The organism is Roseateles sp. FW301-B2 (assembly GCF_058788955.1).
The window spans coordinates 132,180-150,027 of the sequence record NZ_JBYTBE010000011.1; the positions used below are offsets into that span (position 1 = coordinate 132,180).

General features: G+C 70.6%; 14 protein-coding genes. 8 read left to right on the top strand and 6 right to left on the bottom strand.

The annotated features are described in order from the left end of the window. Positions 1–15: 15 nt before the first annotated feature. Both torT and AC3WQY_RS10150 read right to left on the bottom strand, forming a co-directional pair. Positions 16–1,086, bottom strand: coding sequence for a TMAO reductase system periplasmic protein TorT (torT, locus tag AC3WQY_RS10145; RefSeq protein ID WP_492708005.1), 1,071 nt, complete (start codon positions 1,084–1,086; stop codon positions 16–18). A 67-nt stretch (positions 1,087–1,153) separates the two neighbouring features. Continuing rightward, a complete protein-coding gene (locus AC3WQY_RS10150) occupies positions 1,154–1,837 on the bottom strand; it encodes a TetR/AcrR family transcriptional regulator (RefSeq protein ID WP_492708006.1) in 684 nt (227 codons plus the stop codon). Between the two features lie 161 nt (positions 1,838–1,998). On the opposite strand from AC3WQY_RS10150, the gene AC3WQY_RS10155 reads away from it, so the two are divergent. Together AC3WQY_RS10155 and AC3WQY_RS10160 are read left to right on the top strand one after the other, a co-directional pair. Then, positions 1,999–3,681 carry a methyl-accepting chemotaxis protein gene (locus tag AC3WQY_RS10155; RefSeq protein WP_492708007.1) on the top strand — a complete coding sequence of 561 codons (1,683 nt, stop codon included), beginning with the start codon at positions 1,999–2,001 and terminating at the stop codon, positions 3,679–3,681. Positions 3,682–3,691: 10 nt separating this feature from the next. After that, positions 3,692–4,180 carry a chemotaxis protein CheW gene (locus AC3WQY_RS10160; RefSeq protein ID WP_492708009.1) on the top strand — a complete coding sequence of 163 codons (489 nt, stop codon included), beginning with the start codon at positions 3,692–3,694 and terminating at the stop codon, positions 4,178–4,180. 59 nt (positions 4,181–4,239) lie between these two features. Here AC3WQY_RS10160 and AC3WQY_RS10165 read toward each other — a convergent pair whose 3' ends face one another. From AC3WQY_RS10165 to AC3WQY_RS10175, 3 genes are all read right to left on the bottom strand, one after another. Next, entirely contained in the window at positions 4,240–7,101 is a 2,862-nt protein-coding gene (locus tag AC3WQY_RS10165; protein WP_492708011.1) for a putative bifunctional diguanylate cyclase/phosphodiesterase, read from the bottom strand. After that, positions 7,102–8,676: a methyl-accepting chemotaxis protein gene (locus AC3WQY_RS10170; RefSeq protein ID WP_492708013.1), complete on the bottom strand. Its 1,575-nt coding sequence runs from the start codon at positions 8,674–8,676 to the stop codon at positions 7,102–7,104. Between the two features lie 146 nt (positions 8,677–8,822). Then, on the bottom strand, positions 8,823–9,467 hold the full coding sequence (locus tag AC3WQY_RS10175) for a TetR/AcrR family transcriptional regulator (protein ID WP_492708015.1): 645 nt from the start codon (positions 9,465–9,467) through the stop codon (positions 8,823–8,825). A 127-nt stretch (positions 9,468–9,594) separates the two neighbouring features. On the opposite strand from AC3WQY_RS10175, the gene AC3WQY_RS10180 reads away from it, so the two are divergent. Next, positions 9,595–11,193 carry an ATP-binding protein gene (locus AC3WQY_RS10180; protein WP_492708017.1) on the top strand — a complete coding sequence of 533 codons (1,599 nt, stop codon included), beginning with the start codon at positions 9,595–9,597 and terminating at the stop codon, positions 11,191–11,193. Continuing rightward, on the top strand, positions 11,174–13,360 hold the full coding sequence (locus tag AC3WQY_RS10185; protein WP_492708019.1) for a putative bifunctional diguanylate cyclase/phosphodiesterase: 2,187 nt from the start codon (positions 11,174–11,176) through the stop codon (positions 13,358–13,360). The genes AC3WQY_RS10180 and AC3WQY_RS10185 overlap by 20 nt, the downstream gene beginning before the upstream one ends. Positions 13,361–13,366: 6 nt before the next feature. Here AC3WQY_RS10185 and AC3WQY_RS10190 read toward each other — a convergent pair whose 3' ends face one another. Further along, on the bottom strand, positions 13,367–13,507 hold the full coding sequence (locus AC3WQY_RS10190; protein WP_285234685.1) for a hypothetical protein: 141 nt from the start codon (positions 13,505–13,507) through the stop codon (positions 13,367–13,369). A 198-nt stretch (positions 13,508–13,705) separates the two neighbouring features. Here AC3WQY_RS10190 and AC3WQY_RS10195 point away from each other — a divergent pair, with 198 nt between their 5' ends. The 4 genes from AC3WQY_RS10195 to AC3WQY_RS10210 are packed head-to-tail and all read left to right on the top strand — an operon-like array spanning position 13,706 to position 17,724. Beyond that, entirely contained in the window at positions 13,706–15,133 is a 1,428-nt protein-coding gene (locus AC3WQY_RS10195) for a circularly permuted type 2 ATP-grasp protein (protein ID WP_492708022.1), read from the top strand. Between the two features lie 2 nt (positions 15,134–15,135). Continuing rightward, positions 15,136–16,104 carry an alpha-E domain-containing protein gene (locus tag AC3WQY_RS10200; RefSeq protein WP_285234683.1) on the top strand — a complete coding sequence of 323 codons (969 nt, stop codon included), beginning with the start codon at positions 15,136–15,138 and terminating at the stop codon, positions 16,102–16,104. A 2-nt stretch (positions 16,105–16,106) separates the two neighbouring features. Beyond that, complete coding sequence (locus AC3WQY_RS10205; RefSeq protein ID WP_492708024.1) at positions 16,107–16,961, top strand: transglutaminase family protein; 855 nt, start codon at positions 16,107–16,109, stop codon at positions 16,959–16,961. Between the two features lie 22 nt (positions 16,962–16,983). After that, on the top strand, positions 16,984–17,724 hold the full coding sequence (locus AC3WQY_RS10210; protein ID WP_492708026.1) for a proteasome-type protease: 741 nt from the start codon (positions 16,984–16,986) through the stop codon (positions 17,722–17,724). The last annotated feature ends 124 nt before the right edge of the window (positions 17,725–17,848 follow it).

Genomic DNA, 17,848 nt, shown 5'->3' on the forward strand with positions numbered 1-17,848 from the left:
TTGCTCCTATAGCGCTCAGGGCGACACAGCCCCCGCCCTGGGAGGCAACTTCTTGAGGGGGATGCGCAGGCCCACCGGCGCCACGGCCTCCTCTGATTGGAAGCTGGCCAGATTGGCCTGCGTGACGAGCCGGGCCGGAACGCTCACCAGCCTCGGGAACGCACGCTCCTCCAGCGCCCGTACCGCCAGATCGACCGCGATGCGTGCCTCCGTCACGGGCGCATTGGCCATCATGGCGGCGATCTCGCCTGCCTTCATCGCATTGATCACGCCGTCCGAGGCATAGGTCGAGACGATGTAGCGCGGCGCCCGGGGCCGCCCCTTGTAGAAGCGTGCCGAGAACTCGGCGGCCACCGCATTGGCCAGGATCACCTCCACCGGCTGCGTCTCCTGCAAGGCCCTGACCAGCGAACTCTGCACCCGCATCGAGGTGGCGCCCCAGCCGCCCTCGACCAGGGCGTGCCGGGCCGGGCGCTGGGCCGCAAAGGCCTTGCGAATGGCGGCGTCGAAGCCCTTGGACCAGCGCGCATTGCCAGGGCCCGGGAACCAGCCCACGCGCCAGGCCTGCCCCGCGCCCTCAGCGTTCGCGAGGGCCATCACATAACGCGCCACCGTCGCGCCCGTGTCGGCGTAGTCCTGATGCGAATGTGCGGCCACCGACTCGCCGTCCAGGCCGTTGACCAGGTCGATCACCTTGATGCGCTGCGCGGCCAGCAGCTCCAGCTCGTCCTTGAAGGCGGCCGGGTCGATGGCCGCGAGCAGCACCGCGTCGGCGCCATCGGCCACGCATTCGGCGACCAGGCGGCGTTGCTCCGCGAGGTTGCCGTAGCCGCCCGCCTGGGCGATGCCCACGTCGACGCCCAGCGCGCCGGCCTGCTTGTCCAGGCCGTAGGCCACCGCCCAGAAGAAGCGATCCAGCGCGTGGGGCAGCACGGCACACAGGCGCCAGCGCTGGCGCGCCTTCTCGAGGAACACATAGTCGCCACGCTTGCCATCGGCGATGGCCGGGACCGACTCGGCGCCATGCGCCAGCATGACCGCCAGGGTCAGCGGAACCATCAGCAGCCGCGGTGCCCAGTGCCTCATCGCCACCTCCCCTGTCCGAGCCCTGGGCTCCCTGGTGATGAACCAGATGCTAGCGCCTGCGCGCACCTCAGCGCGAGGCCGCGGCCGGGCCTTGCAGCAGGCAGCGCTCCACGGCCTGCTGCACCTGCTCCACATAGGCCTCACGCAGCTGGGCGGGCTCGCTCCAGGGGTAGCGCCTGAACACCATGGTGCCGTGCAGATAGCCCAGCAGCATCGCGATGCGCAGATCCTGGGCCAGCTTCACATGGGTGAGCGGCGCGCCGATCTCGCGCGCCAGCGCCTCGGTGACGAGCGTCTGGTAGGCCAGGTAGTCGGCGTATTTGGGCGGCGGGCCGAGCCTGGACTTGGCCTCGCGCGCCGGGCCGATCTCGCTGAAGCCGTACACCAGGCAGTACTGGTCAGGGTGCGACTCCCAGTAATCCAGAAAGGCCTCGATGGCGGCGCGGTGTCGGGCCCGGCCACCGCGCGCGCGCGTCACCACCTTCTGCGTGTACTCGTAGCTGCCCTGCTGCGCAAAGGCCGAGACGCCGCTCAGCAGCTCGGCCTTGTCGGCAAAGTAGCGATACATGGCCATGGGCGACACGCCGACCCGGGCCGACACCGAGCGGATCGACACCGCCTCCAGGCCGCCATCGGCAAACAGCGCCAGCGCCGCGTCCACCAACTCCTTGCGCAGCTGCTCCGCGTCTTCCAGATTGCCGCGCCTGACCCGGGCGCGGCTGGGTGCGGGCTTGCTTTTGATTGTCGTCATGCCGGCAGTCTATCGTTAGCGCGTAAACATTGTCGTATGTTTACGTGTAAAAGTTCCTGTACGTTTACAGCGCATCAGCCGACACTGATCCACATCAACCACCCGGGCGCAGGTCGAGCGCCCATCCGGCGCGGCGAGCCCGCGCGATTGAGAGGACTGTGATGAAGCTGATGAACTCCCTCACCGTGCGCGGCAAGCTGAGCCTTGCCTTCGGCGTCGTGCTGGCCCTGATGCTGCTGCTGGGCGGCCTGTCGGTGGTCCAGTTGTCCAAGGTCTACGGGCAGGCCGAATCGATCCTGAGCTTGCGCCTGGCCGGGGTACGCGACAGCCTGAAGATGGCCGAGGCGGCGAACCGCTACCGCACCCGCGAGTACCGTGCCCTGGTCAGCACCGATGCCGAGCGCGACGAGATGCTGGCGCGCCTGGAGCAGGTCAAGACGAGTTTCGAGGCGGCCCGCAAGTCCTACGCCGAGGCCATCGCCGACGCGCAGGAGCGCAAGCTCTACGACGAGGCGATCGCCGGCTGGCAGTCCTACCTCGAGCGTTCGGCCAAGCTGGCACCGATGCTGCAGGCCGGCCAACATGAGGAGGCGCGCGAATACATCGCCGGCAAGGATGGCCTGCGCCACTTCGAGGACACCCTGACGCGCGTGCAGAAGCTGGCCGACTACAACGACGAGCAAGCCCGGCACGACGCCGAGCAGGCCCGGCAGATGTTCGAGGCCGGCCGCAATGGCGTGATCGCCGCCGTGCTGCTGGCCGTCGCCGTGGCCGTGGCCTTCGCCTGGTTCATCAGCCGCCTGATCGCCGTGCCCCTGGCCGCCGCCGTGCAGCTTGCCGAGGCCGTGGCCGGCGGTGACCTGACCCACAGCCCGCACGCCACCGGCCGCGACGAGGTGGCCCAGCTGACCCGTGCCCTCGGCCATATGGTGGCCCGGCTGCGCGAGGTGGTTGGCCAGGTGCGCGTCGGGGTCGAATCCGTCAGCACCGCCTCGACCCAGATCGCCAGCGGCAATGTGGACCTGAGCCAGCGCACCGAGGAGCAGGCCTCCAATCTGCAGCAGACCGCGGCCTCGATGGAGCAGCTGACCTCCACCGTCAACCAGAACGCCGACAACGCCCGCGCCGCCTCGCAGCTGGCGGCCGGCGCCACCGATGTGGCCGCCAAGGGCGGGCATGTGGTGTCGCAGGTGGTCAGTACCATGCAGGGCATCACCGACAGCTCGCGCCAGATCGCCGACATCATCGGCGTGATCGACGGCATCGCCTTCCAGACCAACATCCTCGCCTTGAATGCCGCGGTGGAGGCCGCCCGTGCCGGCGAGCAGGGCCGCGGCTTCGCGGTGGTGGCCGGCGAGGTGCGCACCCTGGCCCAGCGCTCGGCCCAAGCAGCCAAGGAGATCAAGACCCTGATCCAGCAGAGCGTGGAGAAGGTCGACAGCGGCGCCACCCTGGTGGCCGAAGCCGGCCGCACCATGGACGACATCGTCAGCCAGGTGCGCCGGGTGAACGATCTGGTGGGTGAAATCTCCGAGGCCAGCGTCGAGCAATCCAAGGGCCTGGCCCAGATCAGCGATGCGGTCCAGCAGCTGGACCAGGTGACGCAGCAGAACGCCGCGCTGGTGGAGGAATCGGCGGCCGCCGCCGACAGCATGCAGCAGCAGGCCGCGCGCCTGGCCGACACCGTCGCCGTGTTCGACGTGGGCCATGCCGCGCCCGCCCCGCACAAGCCCGCCCTGCCCGCCACGCCCGCGCGTGCCGCTGCCAAGCCGGCCGCGGCGCGCCCGGCGCCGCGCCAGCAGCCCGTGCCGGCAACGGCCGGCGCCGATTGGGCCAGTTTCTGAGGGCCGCCGCATGCAAGCCATCGCCAGCCACACCGCCCAGAAGCGCGAGTACCTGAGCTTCAAGCTCGGCGCCGAGGAATACGGCATCGACATCCTCAAGGTGCAGGAGATCCGCTCCTACGAGGCGCCCACCCGCATCGCCAATGCGCCGGCCTTCCTCAAGGGCGTGATCGATCTGCGCGGCGTCATCGTGCCCATCGTCGACCTGCGCCTCAAGTTCGGCCTCGCGCAGGCCGAGTACTCGGCCCTCACCGTCGTCGTGGTGCTGAACATCGGTCAGCGCGTCGTCGGTGCCGTGGTCGACTCGGTGTCGGACGTGCTTGACCTGGGCGGCGAGGCCATTCGGCCGACCCCTCAGCTCAGCGCCGGACTGGTCGACACCGGCTTCATCACCGGCATCGGCACGGCCAACGAGCGCATGCTGATCCTGCTCGACATCGAAGCGCTGATGGGCCGCGCCGACATGGGCTTGTTCGACGAGCTCCGGCAGGCCGCCTGAGTGAGCCTGAGTGAGCCTGAGGGAGCGTGGGGCCGGCGGCCAGCCGCTCGGCCCGCCGCTCAATCGGCGGCCTCGGCCGGCACCGCGCCGGCCAGCTGCAGCTCCAGCTGCTCGATCGGCACCGGCCGCCCCAGCAGATAGCCCTGGAAGCGGCGGCAGCCGTTGCGCACCAGAAAGGCCAGCTGCTCCTCGGTCTCCACACCCTCCGCAATCACCTCCAGGCCCAGGCTCTTGGCCATGCCGATGATGGTCTGCACGATCACGGCGTCGGTGTGCGAGCCCAGCATGCTGGCCACAAAGGTCTGGTCGATCTTGAGCTGGTCCAGGCTGAGGCGGGTCAGGTAGGCCAGCGAGCTCTGGCCGGTGCCGAAGTCGTCGATCGCGAAGCGCACCCCCAGCGCATTGATGGCCTGCATCTTGGCCAGCGTGTCGGCCAGGTTGACCAGCACCAGGCTCTCGGTCAGCTCCAGCTTGAGCAGGCGCGGATTGGCACCGCTGCTCTCCAGCACGCCGCGCACCTGCTCGACGAAATCGATCTGCCTGAACTGGCGGGCGCTGACATTCACCGCCAGCTGCAGCTCGCGCGTGGCCGGCGCATCGGCCCAGCGGCGCAGCTGCTGGCAGGCCTCGCGCAGCACCCAATGGCCGATCGGCGAGATCAGGTCGGTGTCCTCGGCCAGCGCGATGAAGCTGCCCGGCGCCACCATGCCGCGGCGCGGATGCTGCCAGCGCAGCAGCACCTCGGCGCCCACCGGCTGCCGCCATTGGTCGACCTGCAGCTGGTAGTGCAGCCTGAACTCGCCCTGCGGCAGCGCGTGGCGCAGATCGGCCTCCAGCGCGATGCGCGCTGCCATCGCCGCATGCGTGGCCGGGTCGAAGAAGCGGATCGCGTTGCGGCCCGAGCGCTTGGCCTCGTACATGGCGATGTCGGCACGCTTGAGGATCTCGTCCAGCGAGACCTCGTTGCCGTACAGCATGCTGATGCCGATGCTGGCGGTGCTGTGCCATTCATGCTCGTCCAGCGCATAGGGCCGGGTCAGCACGGCGCGCACCTTCTCGGCCACCGTCTCGGCGTCCACCGCCGCCTGCTCGGGCGTCTCGCTCAGGTCGGGCAGGATCACCACGAACTCGTCGCCGCCCTGGCGCGCCACCGTGTCGTTGACGCGCACCGTCGCCTGCAGGCGGCGCGCCACCTCCACCAGCAGGCGGTCGCCGACGTCGTGGCCGCGCGTGTCGTTGAGCTCCTTGAAGTGGTCGAGGTCGATGAACAGCACCGCCGCCGGGCGCAGGTGGCGCACGCTGGAGGCCTGCACCTGGCCGAGGCGGTCGCGCATCAGGCGGCGGTTCGGCAGCTCGGTGAGGGCGTCGTAGAAGGCCAGGTTATGGATGGTCTCGTCGGCCAGCTTCTTCTGCGTGATGTCGGTGAACACCGCCACATAGTTGGCCACCGCGCCGTCCTCGTCGGTCACCGCGGTGATGCTGAGCCATTCCGGATAGACCTGGCCGTTCTTGCGGCGGTTCCAGACCTCGCCCTGCCAGTGGCGCTCGGCGCTCAGCTGGCGCCACATCGCCTCGTAGAACGCCGGCTCGTGCCGGCCCGAGCGCAGCAGGCGCCCCACCACGCGGCCATGCGCCTCGGCGGCGCTGTAGCCGGTGATGCGCGTGAAGGCGGGGTTGACGCGCAGGATGCTCTGCGCGGCGTCGGTGATCGCGATCGCCTCCAGCGAATCGAAGGCGATCGCGGCGATGCGCAGATCGGCCTGGGCACGGCGGCGCTCGGTGACATCGGCGGCCACCGCCACAAAGCCCTCGGCCGCGCCGGCGCTATCGCGCAGCGGCTGCATGTCGATGTCGAGCCAGAGCTCGCGCCCATCCTTGCGGCGGTTCAGCACCTGGGCGCGCGCGCCGCGCCCGGCCTGCACGGCGGTCTGCAGGCGGGCCAGCGCCGCCTGCTCGGTCGGCTGGCTTTGCAGCAGCCCGGCCATGCTGTGCCCGAGGGCCTCGCCGAGGCGGTAGCCGGTGAGGCGCGAAAAGGCCTCGTTGACCCACACCAGGCGCTGGCGGCCATCGGTGATCATGACGGCATTGGTGGTGAGCTCGGCCACCAGGGCCAGGCGCTCCAGCTCGCGTGCCTGCGTCGCCAGCTTCAGGTATTGCGAGCGCACCGCGCGGGCGGTGGGCTCGGCCACGATCACCGCCAGCGCGATCAGCAGGCTGACGGTGGCGGCGGCCCAGACCTTGGCCAAGGTCACCGCGCTGCGCTGCCTGGCCTCGGTGGCCTGCTCCAGCGCCAGCACCAGGCGCTCGGCCGCCAGCAGCGCCGGCTCGACCGCCTGCTGCAGGGTCGCGACCCGCGCGCTGCCGCGCTGCGGCGCGGCCTGCAGCAGCGCCTCGGCCTGGCGGTAGAGCGCAGTGCGCGTCTCCTCCCAGCCGGCCAGCACGGCCGCGTCCAGCGCCAGCGCCGAGCCCAGCCGCGACGAGCCCGCGTACAGGAATTCCTGCAGCACACGCGCATCGCGATCGGCGCGCTCCAGCACCGCGCGCAGCTCGGCCTGGCTGGCCAGTTGCTCGCCCGGCAGCTGGCCCAGCAGCGAGGCGATGCGGCCGATGCGCTGGCTGTGCATGCGCTGCATGCCGGCCAGATTGGCGGCCTCGGTTTCGGCCTGGCGGCGCTGCAGCGAGGCATCGGCCTGCCAGGCCAGCAGGGCCGCATGGCCGGCCGCGGCCAGCAACACCACATAGATGGCCAGGCGCACGCGCCGGTGTGCCGAGGCCCCCGACTCCAGCCCCGGCAGGCGCGAGCTGGGGCCCTCGGGCGCGCGCCGCCGGCCGGCCCGGTAGGCCAGCTTCACCAGCAGCAAGGCCAGCGCCAGCGCCGCGGCCAGCGCCACCGCGATCAGCCAGGCGGTGCTGCCCGACATTCAGTCGCCGTGCCCGTGGGCGGGTGCATCGCCCAGCCGGAACACCTCCACCGCCTGCACCAGCTGGCGTGCCTGCTGCTTCAGGCTGTCGGCGGCGGCGGCGGTCTCCTCCACCAGCGCGGCGTTGTGCTGGGTGGCGCGGTCCATCTGGCCCACCGCGGCCCCGATCTGCGCCACGCCGGCGCTCTGCTCCAGGCTGGCGGCGCTGATGCCGCCCACCACGGCGCTGACCTGGTGGATCGCCTCCACCAGCTCCTCCACCGCCGCGCCGGTCTTGCCCACCAGCGCGCTGCCCTGATCCACACGCGCCAGGCTGGCCAGGATCAGCTCCTTGATCTCGCGCGCCGCCTGGGCGCTGCGCTGCGCCAGATTGCGCACCTCGCCGGCCACCACCGCGAAGCCGCGCCCCTGCTCGCCGGCGCGCGCCGCCTCCACCGCGGCATTCAGCGCCAGGATATTGGTCTGGAAGGCCAGGCTGTCGATCACCGCGATGATCTCGCCGATGCGGCGCGAACTCTCGTTGATGCCCTGCATGGTCTGCACCACCTCGGCCACCATCTGGCCGCCGCGCACCGCCACCTCGGTGGCGTCGCGCGCCAGCTGGTCGGCCTGGCGCGCATTGCTGGAGTTCTGTTGCACGGTGGAGCCCAGCTGCTCCATCGAGGCGGCGGTCTGCTGCAGCGCCGAGGCCTGCTCCTCGGTGCGGCTGGAGAGATCGCTATTGCCCTGCGCGATCTGGGTGCTGGCGGTGGCCACGCCCTCGGCATCGCGCCGCACGCCCGCCACCACGGTGGCCAGGCTGGCGCGCATGCGCTCCAGCGAGGCCAGCAGGCGCGCGATCTCGTGGCGGCCCTGCACCTCGACGCGCGCCGTCAGGTCGCCGCGCGCCACCGCATCGGAGGCCGCGATGGCCTGCTCCAGCGAGCCGCCGATGCTGCGCACCAGCAGGCGCCCGAAGCCCACCGCCAGCAAGAGCCCGGCCAGGCCCAGGCCGATGGACAGATTGCGGATGCTGGCGTGACGCTGCTGCGCCTGCGCATGCTCGGTCTGCGCGCCGCGCAGCAGCAGCTGCATGAGGGCCTGGATGTCGGTGCCCACCGCCACATAGTGCGGCCGCACCGCCTCCACCACCAGGCGGTTGGCGCCGGCGATGTCGCCCGCCTTCAGGGCCGCCAGCGTCGGCAGCAGGCCCGCGCTGACGAAGCGCTGGCGATGCTCGGCAAACTGCTGCGCCAGGGCGCGCTCCTCGGGCTCATGGGCCCTGGCCATATAGCGCGTCCACAGCGCGCTGATGGCCTGGATATTGCCCTCCACCTCGACCACGCTGCGCGCGATGGTGGCTTCGTCGGGCGTCACCAGGGCCACCGCCAGCGCCAGGCGGTTGCGCAACAGGCGCTCCTGGATCTCGGCCACCAGGGCCATGGGTTCGGCGCTGCGCTCATAGACCCGCTGCAGGCCCTCGTCGGCCCGCGTCAGCCCCGCCAGACCGGTGCCGCCCACCAGCAGCATGAGGGTCAGCAGCATGCCAACCAGGAGGTGGAGACGGGTCGATATCTTCAGCTGATTCACCTGCACAACCTTTCCCTGTCAAACCCATGAGCCCGCCGCGCCGTTGCGGCAAGACCCGATCTTGGATTTATAGTAACGCGTACGCTACACGTTCACTTCAGGGTTTGTGCGGGCCTGGCAAGGCCTTGTGCGCTCTGCGGGGGTCTTGGGTTTCAGGCCGGCGCGTCGGCCGCGACGCGCGCACGCAGCAGCTGCTGCTCGAGGTCGTCCAGCATGCCGTCCAGCAGCTGTGCGGGCGCCAGCCTGGGCTTGGTGGACATGCCGATATTGGTGAACAGATAGCCGATCACCTTCAGCCGGCACAGGTCGTGGGCGAGCTGGCGCTGCGCCGGTGTGGCGTCCGGCCCCAGGCAGGCATCGATCAGGGTCTCGCATTCGCGCCGGAAGCCCGAGGCCGGGCCGGCGGCCAGGAAGCTGGGCGCAATCTCATTGCAGGGGTCGAACACCAGCTTGAAGTCCTGTGGCCGCTCCATCCAGAAGCGCACATAGGCCGCGTACAGCAGGCGCAGGCGCTGGATCGGCGCCTCGCCCGCCTTGCTGCGCGTGCGCGCCTCCTGCAGCGAGGCCTCCAGCACCTCGCCCCAGACCTGCTCCAGCAGCGCCGACTTGTTGGGGAAATAGCGGTACAGCGACATCGCCGAGATGCCCACCGCCTGGGCCACGCCGCGCATCGTCACGGCGCCGTAGCCGCCCTCCAGATGCAGACGCCCCACCGCCTGCAGGATCTGCTCGCGCAGCTCGTCGCGCTCGGCGCCGCGGCGGCGATGGGTGGATTTGCGGGCGGGCTGGATGGGCATGGATGAAGGCTGGCGTGGCCGCCGATGTTCGCACTTTCAAGGGCGCGCAGCATACTCGTTCCCACCAAGCCAACTGGCATGGGCCAGGCCTCAGAATCGAACATCCGCAAGCGCAGGAAGCCCGGGCATGGTGGTATTGCAACGCAGTCTCGACCGCTCGGTGCAGCGCACCCTGCAGGGCCTGCTGTGGTGGCTGGGCGCGCTGCTGCTGCTGGCGGTGGCCTCGGGCCTGCTCGCCAGCCAGCTGCTGACGCGGCAGCTGGCCACCGTCTACGCCGACCGCGTGGTGCCGCTGCGCGACCTGCAGCGCATCAGCCAGCTGCTCAACGTCGACGTGCCGGTGACCCTCGGCGGCGGCGCCGACGGCGCGCTGCAACAGCAGCTGCTGAACGAGCTGGTGCGCGAGCAGAACGCACTCTGGCGCAAATACCTGGCCACCTACCTGACGGCGGAAGAGAGCGCCCTGGCCGAAACCGCCGGCCAGCAGCTGGGCGCGCTGCAGACCCTGCTGGGGGCCGAGCGGCCGCCGGATGCCGCGAGCCGCTACATGCTGCAGCTGCGCCCGCTCAACACCACGCTCTCGGCCCTGCTGGACCTGCAGGTGCGCGTCGCCGACAGCGAGCTGAACAGCGGGCGCGCCTGGGGCCGCTGGGCCTCGGCCTGGGGGCTACTGCTGGCCCTGCTGGGCCTGGCGCTGATGCTGCTGGCGATCCGGCTGGTGCTCACGCGCGTGCTGCGGCCGCTGGCGGTGGTGGCCGACGGCATCGCCAGGCTCTCCGAGGGCGAACTGACACTCAGCCCCGAGGCCCACCAGCTGTCCGGCGACTACGCCGAGGTGGGCGACCAGCTGCGCCGCCTGCGCAACTCGGTGGCCGAGCGCCAGCAGCTGCTGGCACATGAACAGGCCCTGGGGGCGCAGCTGCGCGAGGCCCAGGCCGAGCTGGTGGAGGCCGAGAAGCTGGCCTCGCTGGGCGCGCTGGTGGCGGGCGTGGCGCATGAGCTCAACACCCCCATCGGCGTGGCGGTGACGGTCTCCAGCGGGCTGGCCGACAAGGTGCGGCGCTTCCAGCAAGACCTGGCCCTGGGGCCGCTGAAGCGTTCCATGCTGGACGGCCTGCTGGCCAGCATCACCGAGGCCGACCAGCTGCTGGCGCGCAATCTGGCGCGCGCCGCCGAGCTAATACGCAGCTTCAAGCAGGTGGCGGTGGACCGCAGCAGCGCGCAGCGGCGCCAGTTCGACCTGCGCGAGACGGTGGACGAGCTGCTGGCCTCGCTGCGCCCCGCCTACGGCCGCCATGGCACCGAGCTGATCAACGAGCTGCCACCGGGCCTGCGCATGGACAGCTACCCCGGCGCGCTCGGCCAGGTGCTGACCAATCTGGTCGTGAACGCCGTGCTGCACGGTTTCGATGGCCATGGCGGCGCGGTGCGCATCGCCCTGGCCGATCGCAGCGAGGGCACGCTGGACCTGATGGTGGAAGACCAGGGCCGCGGCATGTCGGCCGAGGTGCAGGCGCGCGCCTTCGAGCCCTTCTTCACCACCCGGCTGGGCCAGGGCGGCAGCGGCCTGGGCCTGGCGATCGTGCGCAACTTGGTGGTGGGCCTGCTGGGCGGGCGCATCGTGCTGCACAGCAGCGAGGGACAGGGCTGCCGTTTTCTGCTACACCTGCCGCTGAGCGCCCCGGCGGGCGCCGCCCCGGAACACCATGCCAGCATCACCGCCTGAGGACGACGCGCTCGACATCGTGGACGATCTGCACCGCGCCGCCGCGCCCGAGCGCAGCTGGCGCGTGCTGGTGGTGGACGACGAACCCGACGTCGTGCAGGCCACGCTGTTCGCGCTGCGCGACGAACGCATCGACGGCCGCCCGCTGAGCCTGCTGACCGCCGGCACGGCGGCCGAGGCCGAGCTGCTGATCCAGGCCGATGCCGAGATCGCGGTGCTGCTGCTGGACGTGGTGATGGAGTCCGCCGACGCCGGCCTGCGCCTGGTGGAGCGCGTGCGCGCCCTGCCCGGCCGCCAGGCGCTGCGCATCATCCTGCGCACCGGCCAGGCCGGCTATGCCCCCGAGCTGGAGGTGATACGGCGCTACGACATCAACGACTACAAGACCAAGGCCGAGCTGACCCAGCTGCGCCTGCTCACCTGCCTGACGGTGGCGATACGCGGCTTCCACCAGCTGCGCCGCATCGAGGCGCACCAGCGCGGCCTGGAGAAGGTGGTGCGCGCCTCGGGCCGGCTGATGAGCGAGCGCGGCTCCTTCCAGGCCTTTGCCGACGGCGTGCTGACGCAGATCTGCACCATCGTCGACGGCCAGCCCGATGGCGTGCTGGTGCTGCGCCTCGGCGCGGCGCCGGGCCCGCAGGCCCATGGCGAGATGGCGGCAGAGGTGGTGGCCGGGGCCGGCGCCTTCGCGCGCCTGGTCGGACGCCAGGCCGAGACCCTGCCCGAGCCGCTGCGCGGCGCGCTCAGCCATGTCAACGGCGCCGACGTGGCCCACCATGGCGGCTATGGCGTGGTGCGCGCCCATGCCCAGGATGGCGACGCCCTGCTGGTGCTGTTCTCGCTGTCCTCGCCGATGGACGAGGTGGCCACCGGGCTGCTGGAGCTGTTCGCCGTTAATCTCTCGCTGGCCTACGACGATGTGAAGGCCTATATCGAGCTGCAGCACCGCGCCCATCACGATCGCGAGACCGGGCTGGCCAACCGCGCCGGCCTGAAGGCCCAGCTGGGCACGGCCACGGGCCTGGAGTTCGCCCAGGTGGCGGTGGGCGATCTGCAGGAGATCCGCGGCGTGCTGGGCGAGGCGGTGGCGCGGCGCGCGCTGCAAGACCTGGCCCTGCGTCTGCAGCAGGTGCTGGGCGGCCAGGCCCAGGTGGCGCGGCTGGAGGGCGACCGCTTTGCGCTGGCCATGCCCGGCCCGGTGCCCGATGCGCTGGTGCAGCGCCTGCTGGCGGCGCTGGCGCAGCCGCTCAGCGTCGGCGATATGGCGCTGCAGCTGCCGATGGCGCTGGGCTGGTCGCAGGGCGGCACCAGCGTCGACCAGGCCATCGACGAGGCCGGCCTGATGGTGGCGCGCCAGGCGCCCGGCCGCCAGGTGCGCAGCGCCAGCTTCTCGGCCGCGGTGCGCGAGCAGGTGCATCGCCGCATGGCCCTGCTGGCCGACCTCGACGCCGCCCTGGCCGAGGACCGCATCGAGATGTATCTGCAACCCCAGGTGCGCCTGGCCGATCAGAACAGCGTCGGCGCCGAGGCGCTGGTGCGCTGGCGCACGCGCGAGGGCAGCCTCGTGATGCCCGACCATTTCATCGCCGTGGCCGAGCACACCGGCGCGATCGTGCAGATCGGCCAGCGCATGGTCGAGAAGGCGGTGGCCCATCTGGCGAGCTGGCCCGATCCGCGCCTGCGCATCTCGGTCAACCTGAGCCTGCGCCAGCTCGAGGAGCCCGACTTCGCCGCCTGGGTCACGGCGCAATGCGATGCCCATGGCGTGGCGCGCGAGCGCCTGCGCCTGGAGATCACCGAGACCGCCTTTGCCGTGCACAGCGAGCAGGTCGGGCCGGCGCTGGCCGCACTCACCGAGGCCGGCTTCGAGCTCTCGATCGACGACTTCGGCACCGGCCAGTCCTCGCTGGGGCGCCTGGCCGAGATCGCGGTGCACGAGCTCAAGCTGGACCGCTCGCTGGTGCGTGGCATCGAGCATGACGCGCGCGCACGCCGCGTCGCCGGCCTGATCGTCGAGCTGGGGCGCGACCTGGGCGTGGAGGTGCTGGCCGAGGGCATCGAGACCGAGGGCCAGCTGGCGGTGCTGCAGCAGCTCGGCTGCGTGCTGGGCCAGGGCTGGCTGTTCGGGCGCGCCGAGCCGGCGACGCAGTTCAGGCTGGAGGCCTGAGGGACCTCAGCGCTTCTTGGTCTTCTTGGCCGCCGCCGGTGGCGCGCTCGGCTGTTTCTGATCGCCGATCACGCTCTTCAGCGGGCAAACCTTGAAGGCCGGGCATTTCTGGCAGCCAACAGCCAGGGCAATGGGGCAAAGCGTCATGTGGAGATCTCCTGGACGCAGCGATGCCGCGCGCCTGCACTGTACGCGCAGCACCGTTGCCTGTGTGCCCCGACGCGGTGCGGGCGCGGCGCACCAGCAACGGGCATGGCCGCAGCAGTGCACCCGCAAGGCGCATTTCTGGCCCACACTGCACAGGCACAGGGCTTGCATTGCCTGTGTGACCTAGCCGGAGACCCCATGCACGCGTTGACCCTACCCGCCCCCGGCCACTTTGACGAGATGCTGCTCGCCAGCGGTGCGATCCGCCCGCATTACCAGGCCTTTGCCAACTGGCTGCACGCGCAGACGCCCGAGCACCTGGCGAAGAAGCGCGCCGAGGCCGATCTGCTGTTCCACAAGGTCGGCATCACCTTCGCCGTCTATGGCGACGAGGCCGGCGCCGAGCGCCTGATCCCCTTCGACACCGTGCCGCGCATCGTGCCGGCGGAGGACTGGCGCATGCTGGAGGCCGGCCTGCGCCAGCGCGTCACCGCGCTGAACCGCTTCCTCTGGGACATCTACCACGGGCACGACATCGTCAAGGCCGGCCTGATCCCGGCCGAGCAGGTGTTCGCGAACGCCCAGTACCAACCCGCCATGCAGGGCCTGGACCTGCCGCACGGCATCTACGCCCACATCACCGGAGTGGACCTGATCAGGCATGCGGACGGTGGCTACTACGTGCTGGAAGACAATCTGCGCGTGCCCTCGGGCGTCTCCTACATGCTGGAGAACCGCAAGATGATGATGCGGCTCTTCCCCGAGCTGTTCGCACGCTATGCGGTGGCGCCGGTGGCGCATTACCCCACCCTCTTGCTCAACACCCTGCGCCACGCCAGCACGGCCGACAACCCCAATGTGGTGGTGCTGACGCCGGGCCCCTTCAACAGCGCCTACTTCGAGCATGCCTTCCTGGCCCAGCAGATGGGGGTGGAGCTGGTGGAGGGCCAGGACCTGTTCGTGAAGGACGAGTTCCTCTACATGCGCACCACGGTGGGCCCCAAGCGCGTGGACGTGATCTACCGCCGCATCGACGACGCCTTCCTCGACCCGCTGGCCTTCCGCGCCGATTCCATGCTGGGCGTGCCGGGCCTGCTCTCGGTCTACAAGCAGGGCCATGTGATCCTGGCCAACTCCATCGGCACCGGGGTGGCGGACGACAAGTCCATCTACCCCTATGTGCCCGACATGATCCGCTTCTACCTCAAGGAGGAACCGATCCTGCACAACGTGCCGACCTGGCAATGCCGCAAGCCGGCCGACCTGGATCATGTGCTGGCGCACATGGCCGAGCTGGTGGTGAAGGAGGTGCACGGCGCGGGCGGCTACGGCATGCTGGTGGGGCCGGCCGCCACCCAGGCCGAGGTGGAGGACTTCAAGCTGCGCGTCAAGGCCAACCCCAGCAACTACATCGCCCAGCCGACGCTGTGCCTGTCGAGCTGCCCCACCTTCGTGGAAAGCGGCATCGCGCCGCGCCACATCGACCTGCGGCCCTTTGTGCTGACCGGGCGCGAGATCAGCATGGTCGCGGGCGGACTCACGCGCGTGGCGCTCAAGCAGGGCTCGCTGGTCGTCAATTCGTCCCAGGGTGGCGGCACCAAGGACACCTGGATCCTGGAGAGCTGATCATGCTGTCAAGAACCGCTGCCCAGCTCTACTGGATGAGCCGCTACCTCGAGCGTTCCGAGGACCTGGTGCGCATGCTGGACGTGACGCATTCGCTCTCGCTGCTGCCGCAATCGCGCGGCGCCATGACCGAGCTGGCCGCGCCGCTGGCCGTCACCGGCACGCTGGAGGCCTACCACCAGCGCCACGAAAAGCTGCAGGCCGAGCAGCTCTTCAACTTCATGGCGCTGGACCTGGAGAATCCCTCCTCGGTGCTGTCCTGCCTCAAGCAGGCGCGCGAGAACGCCCATGCGGTGCGCGGCCAGATCACCGCCGAGATGTGGGAGGCCATCAACAGCACCTGGCTGGAGGGCCGCACCCTGCCCAAGCGCGGCATCCCCAGCGTCTCGAGCTTTTTCGACTGGGTCAAGGAGCGCTCGCACCTGTTCCGCGGCGCCACCTATGGCACGCTGCAGCGCAACGATGCCTACTGCTTCATCCGCCTGGGCACCTTCACCGAACGCGCCGACAACACCGCGCGCCTGCTGGACGTGAAGTCGCAGCTGATCGAGCCCGCCGTCGCGAGCCTGGTGCCGGTGGATGCGCCCAGCGACAGCGCGCCCGACTTCTATGCCTGGAGCGCGCTGCTGCGCTCGCTCTCGGCCTTCGAGGCCTACCACGCCGCCTACCGCGACAGCCTGGACGGTCGCCGCGTCACCGAGCTGCTGATCCTGCGCCCCGATGTGCCGCGCTCGCTGCGCGCCTGCTGCGACGAGATCCGCGCCATCCTGCCGCAGATCGAGGCGCGCCCCGGCGCGGCCGATGCCGGGCGCGAGGTCAAGCGGCTGGCCGGCCAGCTGGCGCTGCGGCTGGAGTATGGTGCGGTGGACGAGATCCTGGACGCCGGCCTGCATGGCTGGCTAACGGGCTTCCTGGCCGAATCCGCCACCCTTGGTGACGCGATACGCCGCGCCTACTTCGAGGCCATGTGACCATGCACCTGCTGATCTCGCACGAGACGGTCTACCACTACGACGCCCCGCTGGCGCGCAGCACCCAGTACCTGCGCCTCACGCCGCGGCCCACGCCGGGGTTGCGCGTGCTGAGCTGGGCGCTGACGCTGCCCGCGCCGGCCAGCGCCTGCCTGGACGCCTATGGCAACCACATGCATGTGCTGACCCTGGACGGGCCGCGCCGCGAGATCCACCTGTTCGCGCGCGGCGAGGTCGACACCCCCGACGGCCCGCCCCAGCCGGACCGCGAGGACGCGCTGCCGCCCGAGCTGTTCCTGCGCGACAGCGCGCTGACGCGCGCCGATGCCGCGCTGCAGGCCTTTGCGCAGCGCTTTGCCGAGCCCTGCCGCCAGGACGCCCGGCAAGGCCTGGCCCTGATGATGGAGGCGCTGGGCGTGCAGATGCCCTACACCCCCGGCCTCACCGACGCCGCCACCCCGGCCGCCGAGGCCTTTGCCAGCGGCCTGGGCGTGTGCCAGGACCATGCCCAGGTGTTCGTCACCTGCGCGCGCCTGCTGGGCCTGCCGGCGCGCTATGTGAGCGGCTATCTGGCGGCCGACGCCGAACATGTGGCCAGCCATGCCTGGGCCGAGGTGCGCGTGCCCGACGCCGATCGCGACCCGCAGGGCGGCGGCTGGCTGGGTTACGACGTCAGCAACCAATGCCTGGCCGACGGCCGCTATGTGCGCCTGGCCATCGGCGCCGACTACCTCGACGCCTGCCCGGTGCGCGGCGTGCGCCAGGGCGGCGGCGTCGAGGGCATGCGCGCCAAGGTGGAGGTCAAGCCGGGCCCCGGCGTGACGGCGGAGCAATTGCAGCAGCTGCAGCAGCAGTGAGCGCTGCTGGTAAATTCGCGCCATGACCTATTGCGTTGCCATGCGGCTGAAGGCCGGCCTGCTGTTCGCGTCTGACTCGCGCACCAATGCCGGGGTGGACCACATCGCCACCTTCCGCAAGATGAATGTGTTCGAGCTGCCGGGCGAGCGCCTCATCGTCATCCTCAACGCCGGCAACCTGGCCACCACGCAAAGCGTGCTGAGCCTGCTGCGCCAGCGCCTCACGCATGACGGCGCCAGCCTGCACAACGTCGGCTCGATGTACGAGGCGGCCGAGCTGGTGGGGCGCACGCTCAAGGAAATCGTCGCCCGCGATGCCAACGACGCCACCCTGGGCCAGGGCGTGGACTTCGGCGCCAACTTCCTGGTGGGCGGCCAGATCCGCGGCGACGGGCCGCGCCTGTTCCATGTTTACCCGCAGGGCAACTTCATCGAATCGACCGAGGACACGCCCTATTTCCAGATCGGCGAGGCCAAGTACGGCAAGCCCATCATCGACCGCGTGATCCGCTACGACTCCACGCTCAGCGAGGCCACCAAGTGCACGCTGATCTCGTTCGACTCGACGATACGCTCCAACCTCTCGGTGGGCCTGCCGCTGGACCTGCTGATCTACCGCGCCGACAGCTTCGCGCCCGCCGCGCCGCACCGCGTCACCGGCGACGACCCCTACTTCAGCAAGCTGCGGCGCGGCTGGGGCGAGGGCCTGCGCAAGGTGTTTGCCAAGCTGCCCGACGAGGACTGGTTCAGCAGCGGCAGCTGATTTATTTTCGGGGGGCGGGAACTTTCCCGCGGCTGCGCTGCAATAGACATCAAGCAGCCCCGCGCATGAAGCAGCCATGTCCCACCCTCCCCGCCCGGGCACCGGGGCGGGCACGGTGCCGGGG

Bases quoted from the DNA above. Each gene is read 5' to 3' on its own strand.
- torT (WP_492708005.1), bottom strand. From the start codon at position 1,086: ATGAGGCACTGGGCACCGCGGCTGCTGATGGTTCCGCTGACCCTGGCG.
- AC3WQY_RS10150 (WP_492708006.1), bottom strand. From the start codon at position 1,837: ATGACGACAATCAAAAGCAAGCCCGCACCCAGCCGCGCCCGGGTCAGG.
- AC3WQY_RS10155 (WP_492708007.1), top strand. From the start codon at position 1,999: ATGAAGCTGATGAACTCCCTCACCGTGCGCGGCAAGCTGAGCCTTGCC.
- AC3WQY_RS10160 (WP_492708009.1), top strand. From the start codon at position 3,692: ATGCAAGCCATCGCCAGCCACACCGCCCAGAAGCGCGAGTACCTGAGC.
- AC3WQY_RS10165 (WP_492708011.1), bottom strand. From the start codon at position 7,101: ATGTCGGGCAGCACCGCCTGGCTGATCGCGGTGGCGCTGGCCGCGGCG.
- AC3WQY_RS10175 (WP_492708015.1), bottom strand. From the start codon at position 9,467: ATGCCCATCCAGCCCGCCCGCAAATCCACCCATCGCCGCCGCGGCGCC.
- AC3WQY_RS10180 (WP_492708017.1), top strand. From the start codon at position 9,595: ATGGTGGTATTGCAACGCAGTCTCGACCGCTCGGTGCAGCGCACCCTG.
- AC3WQY_RS10185 (WP_492708019.1), top strand. From the start codon at position 11,174: ATGCCAGCATCACCGCCTGAGGACGACGCGCTCGACATCGTGGACGAT.
- AC3WQY_RS10190 (WP_285234685.1), bottom strand. From the start codon at position 13,507: ATGACGCTTTGCCCCATTGCCCTGGCTGTTGGCTGCCAGAAATGCCCG.
- AC3WQY_RS10195 (WP_492708022.1), top strand. From the start codon at position 13,706: ATGCACGCGTTGACCCTACCCGCCCCCGGCCACTTTGACGAGATGCTG.
- AC3WQY_RS10200 (WP_285234683.1), top strand. From the start codon at position 15,136: ATGCTGTCAAGAACCGCTGCCCAGCTCTACTGGATGAGCCGCTACCTC.
- AC3WQY_RS10205 (WP_492708024.1), top strand. From the start codon at position 16,107: ATGCACCTGCTGATCTCGCACGAGACGGTCTACCACTACGACGCCCCG.
- AC3WQY_RS10210 (WP_492708026.1), top strand. From the start codon at position 16,984: ATGACCTATTGCGTTGCCATGCGGCTGAAGGCCGGCCTGCTGTTCGCG.